General features: G+C 54.2%; 12 protein-coding genes, 1 tRNA gene, 2 rRNA genes and 1 pseudogene. 7 read left to right on the forward strand and 9 right to left on the reverse strand.

Translation table 11 applies throughout. From position 1 onward, the window contains the following. Positions 1-39 precede the first annotated feature (39 nt). The 3 genes from PYR66_20560 to PYR66_20570 form a co-directional block, all read right to left on the reverse strand. Positions 40-2,944, reverse strand: a 23S ribosomal RNA gene (locus PYR66_20560). Positions 2,945-3,135: 191 nt separating this feature from the next. After that, a tRNA-Glu gene (locus tag PYR66_20565) sits at positions 3,136-3,211 on the reverse strand. A gap of 84 nt (positions 3,212-3,295) precedes the next feature. Then, positions 3,296-4,837: ribosomal RNA gene (locus tag PYR66_20570) — 16S ribosomal RNA — on the reverse strand. The 16S and 23S rRNA genes sit together here with 1 tRNA gene alongside, the layout of an rRNA operon. A 594-nt stretch (positions 4,838-5,431) precedes the next feature. On the opposite strand from PYR66_20570, the gene PYR66_20575 reads away from it, so the two are divergent. Then, entirely contained in the window at positions 5,432-6,553 is a 1,122-nt protein-coding gene (locus PYR66_20575) for a cupin domain-containing protein (GenBank protein ID WEF27647.1), read from the forward strand. Between the two features lie 47 nt (positions 6,554-6,600). Here the strand turns inward: PYR66_20575 and PYR66_20580 are convergent, their stop codons facing one another. Beyond that, complete coding sequence (locus PYR66_20580; protein ID WEF27648.1) at positions 6,601-8,049, reverse strand: Cu(+)/Ag(+) sensor histidine kinase; 1,449 nt, start codon at positions 8,047-8,049, stop codon at positions 6,601-6,603. Further along, the gene (cusR, locus tag PYR66_20585) at positions 8,039-8,722 is read right to left on the reverse strand and encodes a copper response regulator transcription factor CusR (protein WEF27649.1); all 684 of its coding nucleotides are present in this window, start codon (positions 8,720-8,722) and stop codon (positions 8,039-8,041) included. The genes PYR66_20580 and cusR overlap by 11 nt, the downstream gene beginning before the upstream one ends. A gap of 173 nt (positions 8,723-8,895) precedes the next feature. Between cusR and PYR66_20590 the strand changes: the two genes are divergently transcribed. The 5 genes from PYR66_20590 to PYR66_20610 all read left to right on the forward strand — a co-directional run bounded on the left by PYR66_20590 (position 8,896) and on the right by PYR66_20610 (position 15,695). Then, positions 8,896-10,281, forward strand: coding sequence for an efflux transporter outer membrane subunit (locus PYR66_20590; GenBank protein ID WEF27650.1), 1,386 nt, complete (start codon positions 8,896-8,898; stop codon positions 10,279-10,281). 17 nt (positions 10,282-10,298) lie between these two features. Continuing rightward, positions 10,299-10,643, forward strand: a complete 345-nt coding sequence (gene cusF, locus PYR66_20595) for a cation efflux system protein CusF (GenBank protein ID WEF27651.1) — start codon at positions 10,299-10,301, stop codon at positions 10,641-10,643. Between the two features lie 44 nt (positions 10,644-10,687). After that, on the forward strand, positions 10,688-11,953 hold the full coding sequence (locus PYR66_20600) for an efflux RND transporter periplasmic adaptor subunit (GenBank protein ID WEF27652.1): 1,266 nt from the start codon (positions 10,688-10,690) through the stop codon (positions 11,951-11,953). Positions 11,954-11,964: 11 nt separating this feature from the next. Further along, positions 11,965-15,114, forward strand: coding sequence for a CusA/CzcA family heavy metal efflux RND transporter (locus tag PYR66_20605; protein WEF27653.1), 3,150 nt, complete (start codon positions 11,965-11,967; stop codon positions 15,112-15,114). Positions 15,115-15,350: 236 nt separating this feature from the next. After that, complete coding sequence (locus PYR66_20610; GenBank protein WEF27654.1) at positions 15,351-15,695, forward strand: DUF1294 domain-containing protein; 345 nt, start codon at positions 15,351-15,353, stop codon at positions 15,693-15,695. A 92-nt stretch (positions 15,696-15,787) separates the two neighbouring features. Here the strand turns inward: PYR66_20610 and PYR66_20615 are convergent, their stop codons facing one another. Together PYR66_20615 and PYR66_20620 are read right to left on the reverse strand one after the other, a co-directional pair. Further along, on the reverse strand, positions 15,788-16,780 hold the full coding sequence (locus tag PYR66_20615; GenBank protein WEF27655.1) for a hypothetical protein: 993 nt from the start codon (positions 16,778-16,780) through the stop codon (positions 15,788-15,790). Positions 16,781-16,810: 30 nt separating this feature from the next. Further along, positions 16,811-17,120, reverse strand: a pseudogene (locus tag PYR66_20620) (HNH endonuclease). A 219-nt stretch (positions 17,121-17,339) separates the two neighbouring features. Here PYR66_20620 and PYR66_20625 point away from each other — a divergent pair. Continuing rightward, a complete protein-coding gene (locus PYR66_20625) occupies positions 17,340-18,209 on the forward strand; it encodes an HNH endonuclease (GenBank protein ID WEF27656.1) in 870 nt (289 codons plus the stop codon). A gap of 206 nt (positions 18,210-18,415) precedes the next feature. Here the strand turns inward: PYR66_20625 and PYR66_20630 are convergent, their stop codons facing one another. Further along, positions 18,416-18,814 carry a hypothetical protein gene (locus tag PYR66_20630; GenBank protein ID WEF27657.1) on the reverse strand — a complete coding sequence of 133 codons (399 nt, stop codon included), beginning with the start codon at positions 18,812-18,814 and terminating at the stop codon, positions 18,416-18,418. 3 nt (positions 18,815-18,817) lie between these two features. Beyond that, a complete protein-coding gene (locus PYR66_20635; protein ID WEF27658.1) occupies positions 18,818-19,366 on the reverse strand; it encodes a type IV secretion protein Rhs in 549 nt (182 codons plus the stop codon). Positions 19,367-19,855 lie beyond the last annotated feature (489 nt).

A 19,855-nucleotide genomic window follows, 5' to 3' on the forward strand; every position in this document is an offset into this window, starting at 1 on the left:
GAAAATCGTCTCAAATCGCCAAAACATCTTCGGCGTTGTAAGGTTAAGCCTCACGGTTCATTAGTATCGGTTAGCTCAACGTATCGCTACGCTTACACACCCGACCTATCAACGTCATCGTCTTTAACGTTCCTTCAGGAGACTTTAAGTCTCAGGGAGAACTCATCTCGGGGCAAGTTTCGTGCTTAGATGCTTTCAGCACTTATCTTTTCCGCATTTAGCTACCGGGCAATGCCATTGGCATGACAACCCGAACACCAGTGATGCGTCCACTCCGGTCCTCTCGTACTAGGAGCAGCCCCCCTCAATTCTCCAGCGCCCACGGCAGATAGGGACCGAACTGTCTCACGACGTTCTAAACCCAGCTCGCGTACCACTTTAAATGGCGAACAGCCATACCCTTGGGACCTACTTCAGCCCCAGGATGTGATGAGCCGACATCGAGGTGCCAAACACCGCCGTCGATATGAACTCTTGGGCGGTATCAGCCTGTTATCCCCGGAGTACCTTTTATCCGTTGAGCGATGGCCCTTCCATTCAGAACCACCGGATCACTATGACCTGCTTTCGCACCTGCTCGCGCCGTCACGCTCGCAGTCAAGCTAGCTTATGCCATTGCACTAACCTCCTGATGTCCGACCAGGATTAGCTAACCTTCGTGCTCCTCCGTTACTCTTTGGGAGGAGACCGCCCCAGTCAAACTACCCACCAGACACTGTCCCCACGCCGGATTACGGCGCCAGGTTAGAACATCAAACATTAAAGGGTGGTATTTCAAGGTCGGCTCCACGCAGACTGGCGTCCACGCTTCAAAGCCTCCCACCTATCCTACACATCAAGGCTCAATGTTCAGTGTCAAGCTATAGTAAAGGTTCACGGGGTCTTTCCGTCTTGCCGCGGGTACACTGCATCTTCACAGCGAGTTCAATTTCACTGAGTCTCGGGTGGAGACAGCCTGGCCATCATTACGCCATTCGTGCAGGTCGGAACTTACCCGACAAGGAATTTCGCTACCTTAGGACCGTTATAGTTACGGCCGCCGTTTACCGGGGCTTCGATCAAGAGCTTCTCCTTACGGATAACCCCATCAATTAACCTTCCGGCACCGGGCAGGCGTCACACCGTATACGTCCACTTTCGTGTTTGCACAGTGCTGTGTTTTTAATAAACAGTTGCAGCCAGCTGGTATCTTCGACTGATTTCAGCTCCACCCGCAGGGGCTTCACCTACATATCAGCGTGCCTTCTCCCGAAGTTACGGCACCATTTTGCCTAGTTCCTTCACCCGAGTTCTCTCAAGCGCCTTGGTATTCTCTACCTGACCACCTGTGTCGGTTTGGGGTACGATTTGATGTTACCTGATGCTTAGAGGCTTTTCCTGGAAGCAGGGCATTTGTTACTTCAGCACCGTAGTGCCTCGTCATCACACCTCAGCGTTAACAGCGTTCCGGATTTACCTGGAACACCCGCCTACATGCTTAAACCGGGACAACCGTCGCCCGGCTAACATAGCCTTCTCCGTCCCCCCTTCGCAGTAACACCCAGTACAGGAATATTAACCTGTTTCCCATCGACTACGCCTTTCGGCCTCGCCTTAGGGGTCGACTCACCCTGCCCCGATTAACGTTGGACAGGAACCCTTGGTCTTCCGGCGTGCGGGCTTTTCACCCGCATTATCGTTACTTATGTCAGCATTCGCACTTCTGATACCTCCAGCAACCCTCACAGGCCACCTTCGCAGGCTTACAGAACGCTCCCCTACCCAACAACACATAGTGTCGCTGCCGCAGCTTCGGTGCATGGTTTAGCCCCGTTACATCTTCCGCGCAGGCCGACTCGACCAGTGAGCTATTACGCTTTCTTTAAATGATGGCTGCTTCTAAGCCAACATCCTGGCTGTCTGTGCCTTCCCACATCGTTTCCCACTTAACCATGACTTTGGGACCTTAGCTGGCGGTCTGGGTTGTTTCCCTCTTCACGACGGACGTTAGCACCCGCCGTGTGTCTCCCGTGATAACATTCTTCGGTATTCGTAGTTTGCATCGGGTTGGTAAGTCGGGATGACCCCCTAGCCGAAACAGTGCTCTACCCCCGAAGATGAGTTCACGAGGCGCTACCTAAATAGCTTTCGGGGAGAACCAGCTATCTCCCGGTTTGATTGGCCTTTCACCCCCAGCCACAGGTCATCCGCTAATTTTTCAACATTAGTCGGTTCGGTCCTCCAGTTAGTGTTACCCAACCTTCAACCTGCCCATGGCTAGATCACCGGGTTTCGGGTCTATACCCTGCAACTTAACGCCCAGTTAAGACTCGGTTTCCCTGCGGCTCCCCTATACGGTTAACCTTGCTACAGAATATAAGTCGCTGACCCATTATACAAAAGGTACGCAGTCACACCCGAAGGTGCTCCCACTGCTTGTACGTACACGGTTTCAGGTTCTTTTTCACTCCCCTCGCCGGGGTTCTTTTCGCCTTTCCCTCACGGTACTGGTTCACTATCGGTCAGTCAGGAGTATTTAGCCTTGGAGGATGGTCCCCCCATATTCAGACAGGATACCACGTGTCCCGCCCTACTCTTCGAGTTCACAACCTGTGCATTTTGGTGTACGGGACTATCACCCTGTACCGTCGGACTTTCCAGACCGTTCCACTAACACACAAGCTGATTCAGACTCTGGGCTGCTCCCCGTTCGCTCGCCGCTACTGGGGGAATCTCGGTTGATTTCTTTTCCTCGGGGTACTTAGATGTTTCAGTTCCCCCGGTTCGCCTCGTTAACCTATGTATTCAGTTAACGATAGTGTGACGAATCACACTGGGTTTCCCCATTCGGACATCGCCGGTTATAACGGTTCATATCACCTTACCGACGCTTTTCGCAGATTAGCACGTCCTTCATCGCCTCTGACTGCCAGGGCATCCACCGTGTACGCTTAGTCGCTTAACCTCACAACCCGAAGATGTTTCGTAAAACATGCTCGTGTCGCGAAAATTTGAGAGACTCGAACACACCATTAATGGTGTGTCGTTTCAATTTTCAGCTTGATCCAGATTTTTAAAGAGCAAATATCTCAAACATCACCCGAAGGTAAGTTTTGAGATACTGAGGTCGGCGACTTTCACTCACAAACCAGCAAGTGGCGTCCCCTAGGGGATTCGAACCCCTGTTACCGCCGTGAAAGGGCGGTGTCCTGGGCCTCTAGACGAAGGGGACGTGAAGTCTCAATCGCAAGACGCCTTGCTATTTACTTTTCATCAGACAATCTGTGTGAGCACTACAAAGGCAGGTTCTTTCAGGTAAGGAGGTGATCCAACCGCAGGTTCCCCTACGGTTACCTTGTTACGACTTCACCCCAGTCATGAATCACAAAGTGGTAAGCGCCCTCCCGAAGGTTAAGCTACCTACTTCTTTTGCAACCCACTCCCATGGTGTGACGGGCGGTGTGTACAAGGCCCGGGAACGTATTCACCGTAGCATTCTGATCTACGATTACTAGCGATTCCGACTTCATGGAGTCGAGTTGCAGACTCCAATCCGGACTACGACATACTTTATGAGGTCCGCTTGCTCTCGCGAGGTCGCTTCTCTTTGTATATGCCATTGTAGCACGTGTGTAGCCCTACTCGTAAGGGCCATGATGACTTGACGTCATCCCCACCTTCCTCCAGTTTATCACTGGCAGTCTCCTTTGAGTTCCCGGCCGGACCGCTGGCAACAAAGGATAAGGGTTGCGCTCGTTGCGGGACTTAACCCAACATTTCACAACACGAGCTGACGACAGCCATGCAGCACCTGTCTCAGAGTTCCCGAAGGCACCAAAGCATCTCTGCTAAGTTCTCTGGATGTCAAGAGTAGGTAAGGTTCTTCGCGTTGCATCGAATTAAACCACATGCTCCACCGCTTGTGCGGGCCCCCGTCAATTCATTTGAGTTTTAACCTTGCGGCCGTACTCCCCAGGCGGTCGACTTAACGCGTTAGCTCCGGAAGCCACGCCTCAAGGGCACAACCTCCAAGTCGACATCGTTTACGGCGTGGACTACCAGGGTATCTAATCCTGTTTGCTCCCCACGCTTTCGCACCTGAGCGTCAGTCTTTGTCCAGGGGGCCGCCTTCGCCACCGGTATTCCTCCAGATCTCTACGCATTTCACCGCTACACCTGGAATTCTACCCCCCTCTACAAGACTCTAGCCTGCCAGTTTCGAATGCAGTTCCCAGGTTGAGCCCGGGGATTTCACATCCGACTTGACAGACCGCCTGCGTGCGCTTTACGCCCAGTAATTCCGATTAACGCTTGCACCCTCCGTATTACCGCGGCTGCTGGCACGGAGTTAGCCGGTGCTTCTTCTGCGAGTAACGTCAATCGCTGAGGTTATTAACCTCAGCGCCTTCCTCCTCGCTGAAAGTACTTTACAACCCGAAGGCCTTCTTCATACACGCGGCATGGCTGCATCAGGCTTGCGCCCATTGTGCAATATTCCCCACTGCTGCCTCCCGTAGGAGTCTGGACCGTGTCTCAGTTCCAGTGTGGCTGGTCATCCTCTCAGACCAGCTAGGGATCGTCGCCTAGGTGAGCCATTACCCCACCTACTAGCTAATCCCATCTGGGCACATCTGATGGCATGAGGCCCGAAGGTCCCCCACTTTGGTCTTGCGACGTTATGCGGTATTAGCTACCGTTTCCAGTAGTTATCCCCCTCCATCAGGCAGTTTCCCAGACATTACTCACCCGTCCGCCGCTCGCCGGCAAAGTAGCAAGCTACTTTCCGCTGCCGCTCGACTTGCATGTGTTAGGCCTGCCGCCAGCGTTCAATCTGAGCCATGATCAAACTCTTCAATTTAAGTTTGATGCTCAATGAATTAAACTTCGTAATGAATTACGTATGTTCACTCGTTGAGACTTGGTATTCATTTTTCGTCCGAGGACGTTAAGAATCCATGTCACTTTGAGTGCCCACACAGATTGTCTGATAAATTGTTAAAGAGCAGGTGCGACGCGCTTTAGCGCTCTGTCGCGAGGTGGCGTATGTTACGCTTTCCTCTTTCAGAGTCAACCCTGAATTTCAGAATTTTTCTCTTCAACCGAACCGGCTGTTTGTGTGAAGTGATTCACATCTGCCGTGTCAGTGGGAGCGCATTATAGGGAGCTGCTGAGATATAGCAAGCCTTAAAATACAAAAAACTTATCAAACGCTCATTAATTAAACTCATCCCATTTCTCCGCGTAAAGCTAAAATCGAACAAACCCAGCATTCATGCGGTCTACAGCGCATCGACTGCCAAAACCATTTTTTTGCATAAAAGCGATTTTTCTCGTTCCACCACCACGCTCATCACGCCAATGGTGAATTAAGCATCACTCTTGACCCATGACAAAGCGCCCTGCTCTCCCTCCTTTCATAATCAGAGCCGTTTCTTCCTATTGGTAATAATCTATGGCTTATCAACTCAACATTAACTGGCCCGAGTTTTTAGAGAAGTACTGGCAAAAGCAGCCGGTCGTATTAAAGAAGGCGTTCCCGAACTTCATCGACCCCATCACGCCGGACGAACTGGCCGGGTTAGCCATGGAGCCGGAAGTCGATAGCCGGCTGGTCAGTCTGGTCAACGGTAAATGGCAGGCCAGTAACGGTCCCTTTGAACATTTCGACGGGTTGGGCGAAACCGGCTGGTCATTGCTGGCCCAGGCGGTAAACCACTGGCATATGCCCGCCGCCGAGCTGGTGCGCCCCTTCCGCGTACTGCCGGACTGGCGTTTAGACGACCTGATGATCTCCTTTTCCGTCCCCGGCGGCGGCGTGGGCCCACATATCGATCAGTATGACGTCTTTATTATTCAGGGCATGGGCAGCCGCCGCTGGCGCGTGGGTGACAAGCTGCCAATGCGTCAGTTCTGTCCACATCCGGCGCTGCTGCACGTCGATCCGTTCCCGCCAATCATTGATGAAGATCTGGAACCGGGCGATATCCTCTATATTCCACCAGGATTCCCGCACGACGGCGTGACCCACGAAACGGCGCTGAACTACTCTGTCGGCTTCCGTGGGCCAAACGGTCGCGACCTGATCAGCAGCTTCGCCGACTATGTACTGGAAAACGATCTCGGCGGCGAGCACTACAGCGACCCGGATCTCACCTGCCGCGAACACCCCGGCCGGGTTGAAGAGTATGAGCTTGAACGCCTGCGCAACATGATGATCGACATGATTCGCCAGCCGGAAGACTTCAAGCAGTGGTTCGGCAGTTTCGTGACCACGCCGCGCCACGAGCTGGATATTGCGCCGGCGGAACCGGCATATGAAGAAGAGGAAGTGGTCGATGCGCTGATGGGCGGCGAAAAGCTTTCCCGCCTCAGCGGCCTGCGCGTTCTGCATATCGGCGATAGCTTCTTCGTACATAGCGAGCAATTGGACACCACCGATGCCGAAGCGCTGGACGCGCTGTGCCGCTATACCTCATTAGGTCAAGAAGAGCTCGGCACCGGCCTACAGAATCCGGCGTTTGTGAGCGAACTGACGCGCCTGATTAATCAGGGCTACTGGTACTTCGAAGAGTAAGAGAACGGCAATACTGCGGGCAGCCGCCTGGCGCTGCCCGTAAGCTTTCAGCCATATTGCGCATATTTCGGCAATACCACAATAAACCGCGTAGAGCGCAGATCGGACTGCACCGCTACGCTGCCGTGGTGGGCGCTGACAATGGATTTCACAATCGCGAGGCCAATCCCGCTGCCCTCGCCTTTGCGCTGGCGCGATGGGTCGACGCGGTAGAAACGGTCAAACAGCCGTGGCAGGTGCTCGGCGGCAATCGGCGTGCCGGGGTTCTCCACCACCAGGCGGGCCTTCTCGGCGCTTTCACTCAGTTGGATGGTTACCGCCTGCCCGGCCGGCGTATAGCGAATCGCGTTCGACAGCAGATTGCTGATCGCTCGCCGCAACATCAGCGGATCGCCAATCACCCGGCAGTGGCTGCCGGCAAAGCGCAGCGTTACCTCTTTCTCCTCCGCCCACGCTTCAAAGAACTCAAACACCTTATTCACTTCATCAGCCAGATCCAGCGCCCGTTGTTCAGGGATCAGTTGGTTATTATCGGCCTGGGCGAGGAACAACATATCGCTGACCATCCGCGACATGCGCGAGAACTCTTCGAGATTGGAATAAAGCACCTCTTCCAGCTCCTGCGGACTGCGGCTCTGGCTTAAGGCGATTTCGGTTTGCGTCACCAGATTGGTAATCGGCGTACGGATTTCATGGGCGATATCCGCGGAGAAGTTGGACTGACGGGTAAACACATCCTCCATGCGCTCCAGCATATGGTTAAACGACAGCGCCAGCCGTTCAAGCTCAATGGGCACCGCCTGCGGATCAAGACGCACGTCGAGATCCCGCGAAGTGATATTCTGGATTTGGCGGCTAATCTGACGAATCGGCTTATGCCCCTGATACACCACAAATAGCATGATGGCGATGATCAACAGGCTGATTATCGACGCCGCCGAAATCAGCTTCGCCTTGAGCTCATTAATATAGTGCAGGTGAAAATCGATCGATAAAGCCATCAGTAGATGCCAGGCCGGTTTACCGTCCGCCTGCTTGCCGAGCGGCAGCATAATCAGCCGCCAGGAGCGGGTCTCCATCTGATGATTATCGTGCGTCATCGCCCGCGGTTGCGGGTCGGTCCATGAAATCACATTACCATCGCGCAACTGCATCGCCAGCCCAGGCGCGCTCATAATATGGCTGAGGTCCGGTCCGTTCGGTGACTGAAACAAAATGTTGCCCTGGGTATCGTCAAGGCAGATGAAGACGTTAGCGTATCCATCAATAATGTTTTTTAAGATCTCCAGCCGCCGCGCCTGCGGATAATCGGCATGGTTGAGCACCGTCTCGAGCGTGGTGCTGAGCTGTTTGAGATCGTGTACGTCGCGCTCTTCAAAGTGGGCTTTCACCGAATGGATCATGATCCAGGTGAAGGCAAAGAAAGCAATGATGGTGGCGAGGCTGATGAAAAAGGTCAGCCGGGTCGCCAACGAAAAGGGGCGCTTAGCGGCCATCCGGCACCTCAAGCATATAGCCAACGCCACGCACGGTCTGGATCAGCTTCGGCTCGAAGTCGTTATCGATTTTGGCGCGCAGCCGCTTCACCGCCACGTCGATGGCGTTAGTATCGCTGTCGAAATTCATATCCCAGACCTGCGATGCAATCAGCGAACGCGGCAGCACCTCGCCCTGATGGCGCAGGAAGAACTCCAGCAGGGTGAACTCTTTGCTGGTCAGGGTGATACGAGTCGCGCCGCGCGTCACCTTGCGGCTGACCAGATCGACGCTGAGATCCGCCGCCTGAAACTGGCTTTCGACCATTACCGCCGCCCCGCGGCGCAGCAGCGTACGCACCCGCGCCAGCAGTTCAGCGAAGGCGAATGGCTTCACCAGATAGTCATCGGCCCCCAGTTCCAACCCCTTCACCCGGTGCTCGATGGTGCCGAGCGCGGTGAGCAGCAGGATCGGCATGCCTTTATTGGCGGCACGCAGCATCCGCACGATATCCCAACCGTTCACGTCCGGCAGCATGATATCGAGGATCAGTAGATCGTAGTCGCTGGTCATCGCCAGGTGATAGCCATTCAGGCCGTTGTCGGCCAGGTCGACGACGAATCCGGCTTCGGTGAGCCCTTTGGTCAGGTACTCCCCGGTTTTTTTCTCATCTTCGACAATCAAAATCTTCACGGCAGGCTCCTTCACGCGCGTTCTGTGCGGGTATTCAATTTTAGAGGAGCGCCCCCGGATAGCAATGAAATATCAGGAAAATGACAGCTTTGTCATTTCCCTGTCACGCCCTGAACAGAGCCCGCTGCGTAAAGTATCCGCCATTGATAAATCGCCGAACAACATCTGCCGTCATGCGCCCAATAAAGTTTCTTACTCTCAGCGTGGTATTCGCCTTAACCGGCTGTCTCTCGCTCGCTCCGGACTATCAGCGCCCCGCCGCGCCGGTGCCGCAGCAGTTCTCCCTCAGCCAGAATAAGCTGGTCACCGCGACGGCGGGTTATCAGGAGACCGGCTGGCGGACTTTTTTCGTCGACCCGCAGGTGAAAAGCCTGATTAGCACCGCGCTGACCAATAACCGCGATCTGCGTATGGCGACGCTGAAAGTACAGGAAGCCCGCGCACAATACCGGGTGACCGATGCCGACCGTTATCCGCAGCTTAACGGCGATGCCAGCACTACCTACGGCGGCAAACTCAAAGGCGACACCTCCACCAGCAGCGATTATGCCGCCGGGTTAAATCTCAGCTATGACCTCGACTTCTTTGGCCGGTTGAAAAACCTCAGCGAAGCCGATCGACAAAACTTCTTCGCCAGCGAAGAGGCGCGGCGCGCGGTGCATATCCTGTTGATTGCAAACGTATCCCAAAGCTACTTCAACCAGCGTCTGGCAGCGGCGCAGTTGCAGGTCGCCAACGACACCCTGCGGAACTATCAGCAGTCCTACGCGTTCGTCGAAAAACAGCTGCTGACCGGCAGCACCACCGTGCTGGCGCTGGAGCAGGCGCGTGGGATGATCGAAAGCACCCGCGCCGATATCGCGAAGCGGCAAGGCCAGCTGGCGCAGGCTAACAACGCCCTGCAACTGCTGCTCGGCAGCTACCAGCGCCTGCCGGACGATAGCGCCAGCCGCGTCGCGGACCTCAAAAGCGTGACCCTGCCGCCGTCGCTCTCCTCAGAGATCCTGCTACAGCGACCGGATATTTTAGAAGCCGAACACAGTCTGCAGGCGGCGAACGCCAATATCGGCGCCGCGCGGGCGGCCTTTTTCCCGTCGATTACGTTGACCAGCTCGCTCTCCGGCAGCAGCAGCGAGCTCTCCAGCCTGTTCAACGCCGGTAGCGCGATGTGGAACTTCATCCCCAAAATCGAGCTGCCGATTTTCAACGCCGGGCGCAACCAGGCCAACCTCGACCTGGCGGAGATCCGCCAACAGCAGCAGGTGGTCAACTATGAGCAAAAAATCCAGTCCGCGTTTAAAGAGGTGGCCGACGCGCTGGCCCTGCGCCAGAGCCTGGCCGATCAGATTGCCGCTCAGCAGCGTTATCTCGCCTCGCTGGACATCACCCTGCAGCGCGCCACCGCGCTCTATCGCCACGGTGCGGTCAGCTACATCGAAGTGCTGAGCGCCCAGCGCGACATTTTCACCACCCGACAAACCCTGCTGGAACTCAACTATTCCCGTCAGGCGAATGAAATCACCCTGTTCACCGCCCTTGGCGGCGGCTGGATGGAATAACCCGAGGAGTCTCGATCATGAATGCACTGTCTAAAACCACCCTGTTCGTCCTGTTCTCTGGCGTGATGTTCGCCGCACAAGCCGCCGATCCGCACGCTGGTATGGCGATGCATGAACAGCCCGCCACCGAACAGGCGCAACGCATCAACGGCAAAGGCGTGATTAAAGCGATTGATATGGATAGCCAAAAAATCACCATCGCTCACGATGCCATCCCGGCGGTGAACTGGCCGCCGATGACCATGCGCTTCACCATCACGCCGCAGACACACCTCAACAATGTGAAAGACGGCGACAGCGTGGCCTTCACCTTCGTTCAGCAGGGCAATCTGTCGCTGTTGCAGGATATCCGCGCCAACTAACGGCCCGGTAACGGTAGGCCCCTCAACGACGAAATGGACGATACATGGCATCCCTGACACTCAAAAACACGGCGCTGATCCTCGGCAGCATGGTGATTGGTGGCGCACTAACCGTGGCGCTGTACGCCCGGCTGGCACCGGCCCACGACACCGCGGCCCCGACATCCGAACAACAGCGCAACGTACTGTTCTGGTACGACCCTATGTACCCAAACACCCGCTTCGATAAACCGGGTAAATCGCCGTTTATGGATATGGATCTGGTGCCGAAATACGCCGATGAGGAGGCCGCCACCGCCAGTACGCCGGGCGTACGTATCGATCCGACGCAGACCCAGAACCTCGGCGTGAAAACCGCCGCGGTGACGCGCGGGCCGCTGCGCTACGTCCAGACATTCCCGGCTAGCGTCAGCTATAACGAATACCAGTACGTGATTATGCAGGCGCGGGCGGCGGGCTTCATCGATAAAGTCTATCCGCTGACCATCAGCGACAAAGTGAAACAAGGCACGCCGCTGCTTGAGCTGACCATCCCCGACTGGGTGGAAGCACAGAGCGAATATCTGCTGTTGCTGGAAACCGGCGGTACCGCCACGCAGGTCGAGGGGATCCTCGAACGTCTGCGCCTCGCCGGGATGCCGGATGACGATATTCGCCGCCTGAAATCCACACGCAAAATCCAGACCCGCTTTACCCTCAAAGCGCCGATCGACGGGGTGATCACCGCCTTCGATCTGCGCGCCGGAATGAACATCGCCAAAGATAACGTGGTGGCGAAAATTCAGGGTATGGATCCGGTGTGGATCAGCGTGGCGGTTCCGGAATCCATCGCCTGGCGGATTAAAGACCCTTCGCAGTTCGCGATTCAGGTTCCCGCCTGGCCGGACAAAACCTTCAGCATCAACAAATGGACGATTTTACCCAGCGTTGATAGCGCCACCCGCACCCTGCAGTTGCGCCTGCAGGTCAACAACCCGGATGAAGCGCTGAAGCCGGGGATGAACGCGTATCTGAAACTGACCACTGAAAGCGCGCCGATGCTGCTGATCCCGTCGAAAGCGTTGATCGACAGCGGCAGCGAGCAGCGGGTTATTACCGTGGATAACGAGGGCCGCTTCGTGCCGAAAATCGTGCAGGTATTTCATGAATCCGCTGGCGTCACGGCCATTCGCAGCGGGCTGCAGGAGGGCGAGAACGTGGTTGCCAGCGGGCTATTCCTGATCGACTCGGAAGCCAATATCTCCGGCGCGCTGGAGCGCATGCGCGCGCAGGCTCCCACGGCATCGGCCCCTGTCGGCCACGCGCACTGAGGAACGGAACAATGATTGAATGGATTATCCGCCGCTCGGTAGCCAACCGTTTTCTGGTGATGATGGCAGCGCTGTTTCTCAGTATCTGGGGCACCTGGACTATCGTTCACACCCCGGTGGATGCCCTGCCGGATCTCTCCGACGTGCAGGTGATCGTCAAAACCAGCTACCCGGGACAGGCGCCGCAGATTGTCGAAAACCAGGTCACCTGGCCGCTGACCACGACGATGCTGTCGGTGCCCGGCGCCAAAACGGTGCGCGGCTTCTCGCAGTTCGGCGACTCCTACGTGTATGTGATATTTGAAGACGGCACCGACCCCTACTGGGCGCGTTCGCGAGTGCTGGAGTATCTCAACCAGGTACAGGGCAAACTGCCCGCCGGGGTCAGCGCCGAAATGGGCCCGGACGCCACCGGCGTCGGCTGGATCTTCGAATACGCGCTGGTCGATCGCCGCGGCAAGCACGACCTCGCCGAACTGCGCTCGCTACAGGACTGGTTCTTAAAGTATGAGCTGAAAACCATTCCTGACGTCTCAGAAGTGGCGTCGGTCGGCGGCGTGGTCAAGGAGTACCAGATTGTCGTCGATCCGATGAAGCTGACCCAGTACGGCATCAGCCTCGGCGAGGTAAAATCAGCGCTGGATGCCTCTAACCAGGAATCAGGTGGTTCTTCCGTCGAGCTGGCGGAAGCCGAATATATGGTACGCGCCAGCGGTTACCTGCAAACCCTCGACGATTTCAAAAACATCGTGCTGAAAACCGGCGATAACGGCGTGCCCGTGTATCTCGGCGACGTCGCGCGGGTACAAATCGGCCCCGAGATGCGCCGCGGCATCGCTGAGCTTAACGGCGAGGGCGAAGTGGCTGGCGGCGTGGTGATCCTGCGCTCCGGCAAAAATGCCCGCCAGGTTATCTCGGCGGTCAAAGAGAAGCTGGCCGCCCTGCAAAGCAGCTTGCCGGAAGGGGTCGAAGTGGTCACCACTTATGACCGCAGCCAGTTGATTGACCGCGCCATCGACAATCTCAGCCACAAACTACTGGAAGAGTTTATCGTCGTCGCGCTGGTCTGCGCCCTGTTCTTGTGGCACGTGCGCTCGGCGCTGGTGGCGATTATTTCGCTGCCGCTCGGCCTGTGCTTCGCCTTTATCATGATGCATTTCCAGGGGCTCAACGCCAACATCATGTCGCTGGGCGGGATTGCGATTGCGGTGGGGGCGATGGTCGATGCCGCCATCGTGATGATTGAGAACGCCCATAAACGGCTGGAGGAGTGGGAGCATCAGCATCCGGGGCAGAAGCTCGGCAACGACACGCGCTGGAAAATCATTACCGATGCCTCGGTGGAAGTCGGCCCGGCGCTGTTTATCAGCCTGCTGATCATTACCCTGTCGTTTATCCCGATTTTCACCCTCGAAGGCCAGGAGGGGAAATTGTTCGGCCCGCTGGCCTTCACCAAAACCTGGTCGATGGCCGGAGCCGCGCTGCTGGCGATCGCGGTGATCCCGATCCTGATGGGGTTCTGGATCCGCGGCAGGATCCCGGCGGAGAACAGCAACCCGCTGAACCGCTTTTTGATCCGCATTTACCATCCGCTGCTATTGAAGGTGCTGCACTGGCCAAAGACCACCCTGCTGATCGCCCTGTTGTCGATCCTGACGGTTATCTGGCCGCTTAACCGGGTCGGCGGCGAGTTTCTGCCGCAGATCAACGAGGGCGATCTGCTGTATATGCCGTCGACGCTACCGGGGATCTCCGCCTCGCAGGCGGCGGATATGTTGCAGAAGACCGATAAGCTGATCATGACGGTACCGGAGGTGGCGCGGGTGTTCGGCAAAACCGGCAAGGCTGAGACCGCCACCGACTCGGCGCCGCTGGAGATGGTGGAGACCACCATTCAGCTCAAGCCGCAGGATCAGTGGCGGCCAGGGATGACCATGGAGAAGATCGTCGAGGAGCTGGATAACACCGTACGCCTACCGGGGCTGGCGAACCTGTGGGTGCCGCCGATCCGCAACCGCATCGACATGCTCTCCACCGGTATCAAGAGCCCGATTGGGATTAAGGTTTCCGGCACCAACCTGGCCGATATCGACGCCATCGCCGAGCAGATTGAAGTGGTGGCGCGCACCGTGCCAGGCGTAACGTCAGCGTTAGCCGAGCGGCTGGTCGGCGGGCGCTATCTCAATATTGATATTCATCGCGAGAAGGCGGCCCGCTATGGCATGACCATCGGCGACGTGCAGCTGTTTGTCTCGTCCGCCATCGGCGGGGCGATGGTCGGTGAAACGGTAGAAGGCGTCGAGCGTTACCCGATCAACATCCGCTACCCGCAGAGCTATCGTGACAGCCCGGAGACCCTGCGCCAGTTGCCGATCCTCACGCCGCAGAAGCAGCAGATCGTGCTGGGCGATGTCGCCGAAGTTAAGGTCGTCAGCGGGCCATCGATGCTGAAGACCGAGAACGCCCGCCCGACCAGTTGGATCTACATCGATGCCCGCGACCGCGACATGGTGTCGGTGGTACGCGATCTGCAGCAGGCCATCGGCAAAGAGGTGAAGCTGAAGCCGGGTATCAGCGTGTCGTATTCCGGGCAGTTTGAACTGCTGGAGCGCGCCAATCAGAAGCTGAAGCTGATGGTGCCAATGACGCTGATGATCATCTTTGTACTGCTGTACCTGGCGTTCCGCCGCGTCGGCGAGGCGCTGCTGATTATCACCAGCGTGCCGTTCGCCCTCGTCGGCGGGATCTGGTTCCTCTACTGGATGGGGTTCCATCTGTCGGTGGCCACCGGCACCGGCTTTATCGCCCTCGCCGGGGTGGCGGCGGAGTTTGGCGTGGTGATGCTGATGTACCTGCGCCACGCCATCGAGGCGGAACCGTCGCTGGAGAACCCGCAGACCTTCAGCGCCGATAAGCTCGACGAAGCGCTGTATCAGGGCGCGGTGTTGCGCGTGCGGCCCAAGGCGATGACCGTGGCGGTGATTATCGCCGGCCTGCTGCCGATTCTGTGGGGCACCGGCGCCGGTTCGGAGGTGATGAGCCGCATCGCCGCACCGATGATTGGCGGAATGATCACCGCCCCGCTGCTGTCGCTGTTTATTATTCCGGCAGCGTATAAGCTGATGTGGTTGTACCGACATCGGCGCAAACAGGGCGAATAACGCAGCACAGGTCGATCGCGGCCATCAGGTAACGGTGGCGGATATAGCCTGCCATGTTTATTGAAGTGATGGACGGAGAGCATCGCTGACGCCGGGCGGCGGCAGGATAGTAAAGTTGCCGCCCGGCAGTCCTTACCAACGTCGCCGCGGCCTGCCATGGCGCATGCACGTCTTACTCCCGGCAGGCAAAATGGGTATAGTTGCCCCTGCTCCCTGTTTAGCACGGTTGATATCCTATGAAGCTCGGTTACTTTTGTTATTTCCTGCTGGCCCTCGCCGCCGTCGGCTGCGTATTCCTGCCCTATTCCTTTGCGATGTGGTTCCTGCTGGCGAACGTGCTGACCTGGCTCATCTACGGTATCGACAAATTAGCCGCCCGCAAGGCCTGGAGCCGAGTCCCGGAATCTACTCTGCTGACATTCGGCCTGCTCGGCGGGTGGCCTGGCGCAATGGTCGGGCAGCGCTGCTTTCGGCATAAAACCCAGAAACAGCCGTTCAGGACGTACTTCTTTATTAGCATCGTGCTGAATGTTGTAGCGCTGGTTGGGGGATATTGGCTGTATTGGAATTATGGGCAGTAAGATAGATGTAAATTATTATCAATGCATACGCGATGAATATACTCAACGTCACGTTTTCAAATGCAGCGTTGAGCGATATTCATTTTCGTCTATTATTCAACCTTTTCAATAATAAAACCATCATGACGTAAAAAATCAATCACACGCTGAATATTACCAAGCCCCCATTGATTCGATATTGCGATGACTTCACCTGATTGAAGCTCTATCACCGCATCCTCATTCAAATGATATCTATTCTTTCGCCCATCAGGAATTTGGTCAGCCAAAACGATTGTGCGATTTCGAAGGACATCACCCAATTTAGCATAAATCTCATCAAGATTGTGGGGGTTATGCTTACTTATCCAATCAGTAAATAGTTCAAGGGCTAACTTACGTTTATTATACACACCACCATTATATCTATATTCAGAGTAATCTTTTTCAGATTTCTGGCTACTGATGTTCTGTTCAACCAGTTTTTCCCTGAACTTAACCTGATATTCTTCTAGTTCAGGAACCGGGATTATTTGCTCTGCATTAATTAGAATGTCATCATTAAATTTGTAAGGTGTAAGGCGAACACAACGAATATCAACGCCTTTATCTCTTAGCCAAATCGCTGTAGTGGTCAACTCCTTCCCAAAATCAGCTGAAGCAAGAACTATTCTAACATCCTTACCAAAGTCGGAGAGTTCATTTTCCTCAAGGCCAATAAACGCTAATATTTTTGCTTTAGCATTAACATCTGAATCAGCACCTAAATATGACTGATAATACTCACATGCCTTAGTAAAACTCATTGTAGAAATCATTGCCGCATAGCGCAATGCTTGTAATTCCATATGAGCGCCGATTTCATCTCGCTTTAGTTCTATAACGACAAGATTAGCCTGCTTATCAATTGCTAATAAATCGATCCGCCTTCTACTGTCCTCCCAATCGGAAAACTCCTCAGCAATAACAAGACAATCAGGTGCAAGAATATCAATATTCTTTTTTATAGCCTCTTGCAAATCGTAACGTTCCTGAAGCCCCTCTATTGAGTAGGTGGTTTTTTCCAACGCAACTAAATTTTTATCAGCAATATTATACAATGCCATTACTCAAATCCTTTTTATAACTGTATATTACTATAATTGTATCAGAGTTTTTAATTCATCTGGCGTATATGGTGGATTTCGCCGATGCAACATCGCATGGCAGTTGGGGCACACTGGGATCAGGTCAGTTTTCGGATCCAGACGATAGTCCTGTTTAATCTCCGACAACGGCACCAAATGATGAATGTGGATAAAGCCCCGACCGATATCGCCATAGCGCTTCGCCATATCGAGGCCGAACACCTGGCACTGACTGCCATGATAGCGCAGCCTGGCGAGCCTGGCGATCGCGTTCATAACGATTAACCATCACCTGAAGTACCGCCCCTTCGACAAACTCAGAATACATTCCCGTGATAAATGGTCCGGCAACCTTTTCATATGGCTGAGCTATCTGATGGCAAGGCGCTTTATTATACGTAGAAAGTGGAATAGATTTCGAATATATAAATCAGGTGATATTTGAAAAGAGACATGGGTTTGATATCTCATCCTGATAGCTTGATCGGGTGTCGTTTTGCGAGCATCATCGCAATTATTTGGCAAAAAACGTAACGCGATGCCCTCCAGTAAAACTCTGCAACAAGCGATCGCCGATATGAATATCTGGCGCAAGGGCGAACAACGCGCCCCGCATAAACCCCTGCTGCTTCTGCACGTTCTGTCGCACTATCAGCGCGGGCATTTGCGGATGTTCGATTACGCCTCAGAGGTACGCGATGACCTGCATAGCCTGTTGGAACGTTTTGGCCCTCAGCGCGCGCAATACCGCCCCGATATGCCCTTCTGGCGATTACAAGGCGACGGCTTTTGGGAATTGTTCAACGCTGAGCAATGCTCGACTGAAGGCAGTAGACAACCGCCACCCAAAGAGCTGGAGACCTATCATGTCGCGGGTGGCTTTGACGAAGAGCACTTCGCCCTCCTGAGCAGAAATAAGAAGCTGATTAACACCCTGGCGCATCAGATCCTGCAGGCGCATTTTCCGGAGAGTATTCAGGAAGAGATCGCCGATGAAATGGAGTTTGATATCCAGCAAATCCGCAAAGAACGCGATCCGCTTTTTCGCCAGCAGGTGCTGCGCGCCTATAACTATGAATGCGCCATCTGCGGCTTCAACATGCGCCATGACAATACCTCCGTCGCGCTGGAAGCGGCCCACATCAAATGGAAACAACACGGCGGCCCCTGTGAAATTCCCAACGGTCTGGCACTGTGCGCCATTCATCATAAGGCGTTTGATAAAGGCTCAATTGGCCTGGATGAACATATGCGAGTACAGGTTTCTCCGGCAGTTAACGGTGGCGGAATTGTCGGCAAGCTGTTCTGGGATTTTGATGGTAAGCCGCTTGGGCTACCGCAAGGGAAGGGGCATTACCCGAAGGATGGGTTCGTGGAGTGGCACAGGAGGGAAGTGTTTAGGGGGTGATGGAAAATGAGAATTTTAAATAGCGGGTTACGAAAACCAGACTCGAAAATCATAATTAACAATTTGATTTAAAACAAATTAATAATAAATTTTAGTTAATGTGCCAACACATTAACTCATAAGCACAGCCCCCTGAGAGCCGCTTGGGACGGGAGTTCGGAAAATGCAACACAGGTCAACCCAACCAGTATCAAAATATTCGAGGGTTACGGCTTCTCAATCAGTCTGAGTCTGCCGCTCCTATCCTGCTCCAGAGAGAATCGAGCTGCGAATACCCGGCCCGGTTCAGAGCTGCTTTTTTCCAGTCGATAGAAAACCGCATACGTATTGCTCGGCTTGAACTCAAAGCCGAAAGCGGGTAGGCACTCCCCACGAACAGCAGGAATCTGCTCATCCGCGCCACTAAACGTTTTGTACACTTCCTGCCCGGTATCGCTACCAAATTGTACAGAGGCTATCTTTTCTCCCTCACTAGCTGGGACAGTGATGCAGACACGATTATCGCTCACGGTAACCTTTGCCAGATGCTCAAGCGGTACAGGATCCATCGGGCCAGGGCAGCCAGTTAACAGAAATACAGCTCCCAATAACATATATCGATTCATTGTTCAACCCCGCCCAGTGATAATCTTTTTATAAAGCGACGGAATGTCTTTAAGATTATCTACGCCCCTGTACTTGCCCATCCTGCCGGGAGCCTGATTGTCCCGCCAACTCTTCATACCATAAACCAGTAATAGCCAATAATCTGCAAATATTGATGCCTGTTGTTCAAGGGAATAGTCTGTCAGCTTCTCTTTATCCAGGCGATACGTGTAATCAGCCGCCCAACTAAACGATCCCCGTAATCTAACCCATTGCCCGGTCTGGTGCTGCCATACATGCCCCAACTCATGGATGAACACGTACTTATGCTCCAGTGCTACGGATGCAACTGAATAGTCCTGCGCGTATATCTCTTTCCTGAACCATAACTCTCCATTAGGTGTCATGGCGTATCGGGGACTCTGTAAACCGAATGGAAGGTAGCTGTCGCAATGCACCCAGACCCGGCTATATACAATTGAATCACCGTACACTCTCCGAGCCATAGCTATCTCTCCGGGAGTCATCAGGCGCAGCGTTCCTTCTTCCGTTTGCGCATTACTTGCTGGCATTTTCATTACCCTGAGTATCAATCAACCACCTGAATCATATCGATGATTTTTAAGCCAGTCCAGACGGCTGGTAATACAGCCCAATAGTCCTATTGGTGGTAAAGGCAAGCGGAGCCTCCGGCGACTTCATCAGCAGCTTTTTCAAGGGACATAACAGAGCATTCCTTACAGGCAAAAGAGACAGGTTTTGTTGTCTAACCTGCTGTATCGTAATAAATTAAGTGACTTAGTGCCGAAGGCCTGACTCGAATTTCACACCTAATAGACTGATATCAATGTAGTTTAAAAGCACGAATAAATGGTTATACCCGCACTTGTACCCACAAGTTAAAATCCGTACAAAAAATAGACTTTACCAATGGATATAATGCCATATCAGTAGAGTACCGATAAAGCCCTTAAGCAAGGGCATGCATTTAAAAGGACACTCTCCTAGTTACCTCGTATCTATCCATTTCAACAGTTCATAATTGACATTAAAAAAATATA

Source organism: Klebsiella aerogenes (assembly GCA_029027985.1).
Classification (GTDB): Bacteria; Pseudomonadota; Gammaproteobacteria; order Enterobacterales; family Enterobacteriaceae; genus Klebsiella; species Klebsiella aerogenes_A.

Excerpts from the sequence above, each read along its gene's own strand:
- PYR66_20575 (WEF27647.1), top strand. The coding sequence starts at position 5,432 with ATGGCTTATCAACTCAACATTAACTGGCCCGAGTTTTTAGAGAAGTAC.
- PYR66_20580 (WEF27648.1), bottom strand. The coding sequence starts at position 8,049 with ATGGCCGCTAAGCGCCCCTTTTCGTTGGCGACCCGGCTGACCTTTTTC.
- PYR66_20590 (WEF27650.1), top strand. The coding sequence starts at position 8,896 with ATGCGCCCAATAAAGTTTCTTACTCTCAGCGTGGTATTCGCCTTAACC.
- cusF (WEF27651.1), top strand. The coding sequence starts at position 10,299 with ATGAATGCACTGTCTAAAACCACCCTGTTCGTCCTGTTCTCTGGCGTG.
- PYR66_20600 (WEF27652.1), top strand. The coding sequence starts at position 10,688 with ATGGCATCCCTGACACTCAAAAACACGGCGCTGATCCTCGGCAGCATG.
- PYR66_20605 (WEF27653.1), top strand. The coding sequence starts at position 11,965 with ATGATTGAATGGATTATCCGCCGCTCGGTAGCCAACCGTTTTCTGGTG.
- PYR66_20610 (WEF27654.1), top strand. The coding sequence starts at position 15,351 with ATGAAGCTCGGTTACTTTTGTTATTTCCTGCTGGCCCTCGCCGCCGTC.
- PYR66_20615 (WEF27655.1), bottom strand. The coding sequence starts at position 16,780 with ATGGCATTGTATAATATTGCTGATAAAAATTTAGTTGCGTTGGAAAAA.
- PYR66_20625 (WEF27656.1), top strand. The coding sequence starts at position 17,340 with ATGCCCTCCAGTAAAACTCTGCAACAAGCGATCGCCGATATGAATATC.
- PYR66_20630 (WEF27657.1), bottom strand. The coding sequence starts at position 18,814 with ATGAATCGATATATGTTATTGGGAGCTGTATTTCTGTTAACTGGCTGC.
- PYR66_20635 (WEF27658.1), bottom strand. The coding sequence starts at position 19,366 with ATGCCAGCAAGTAATGCGCAAACGGAAGAAGGAACGCTGCGCCTGATG.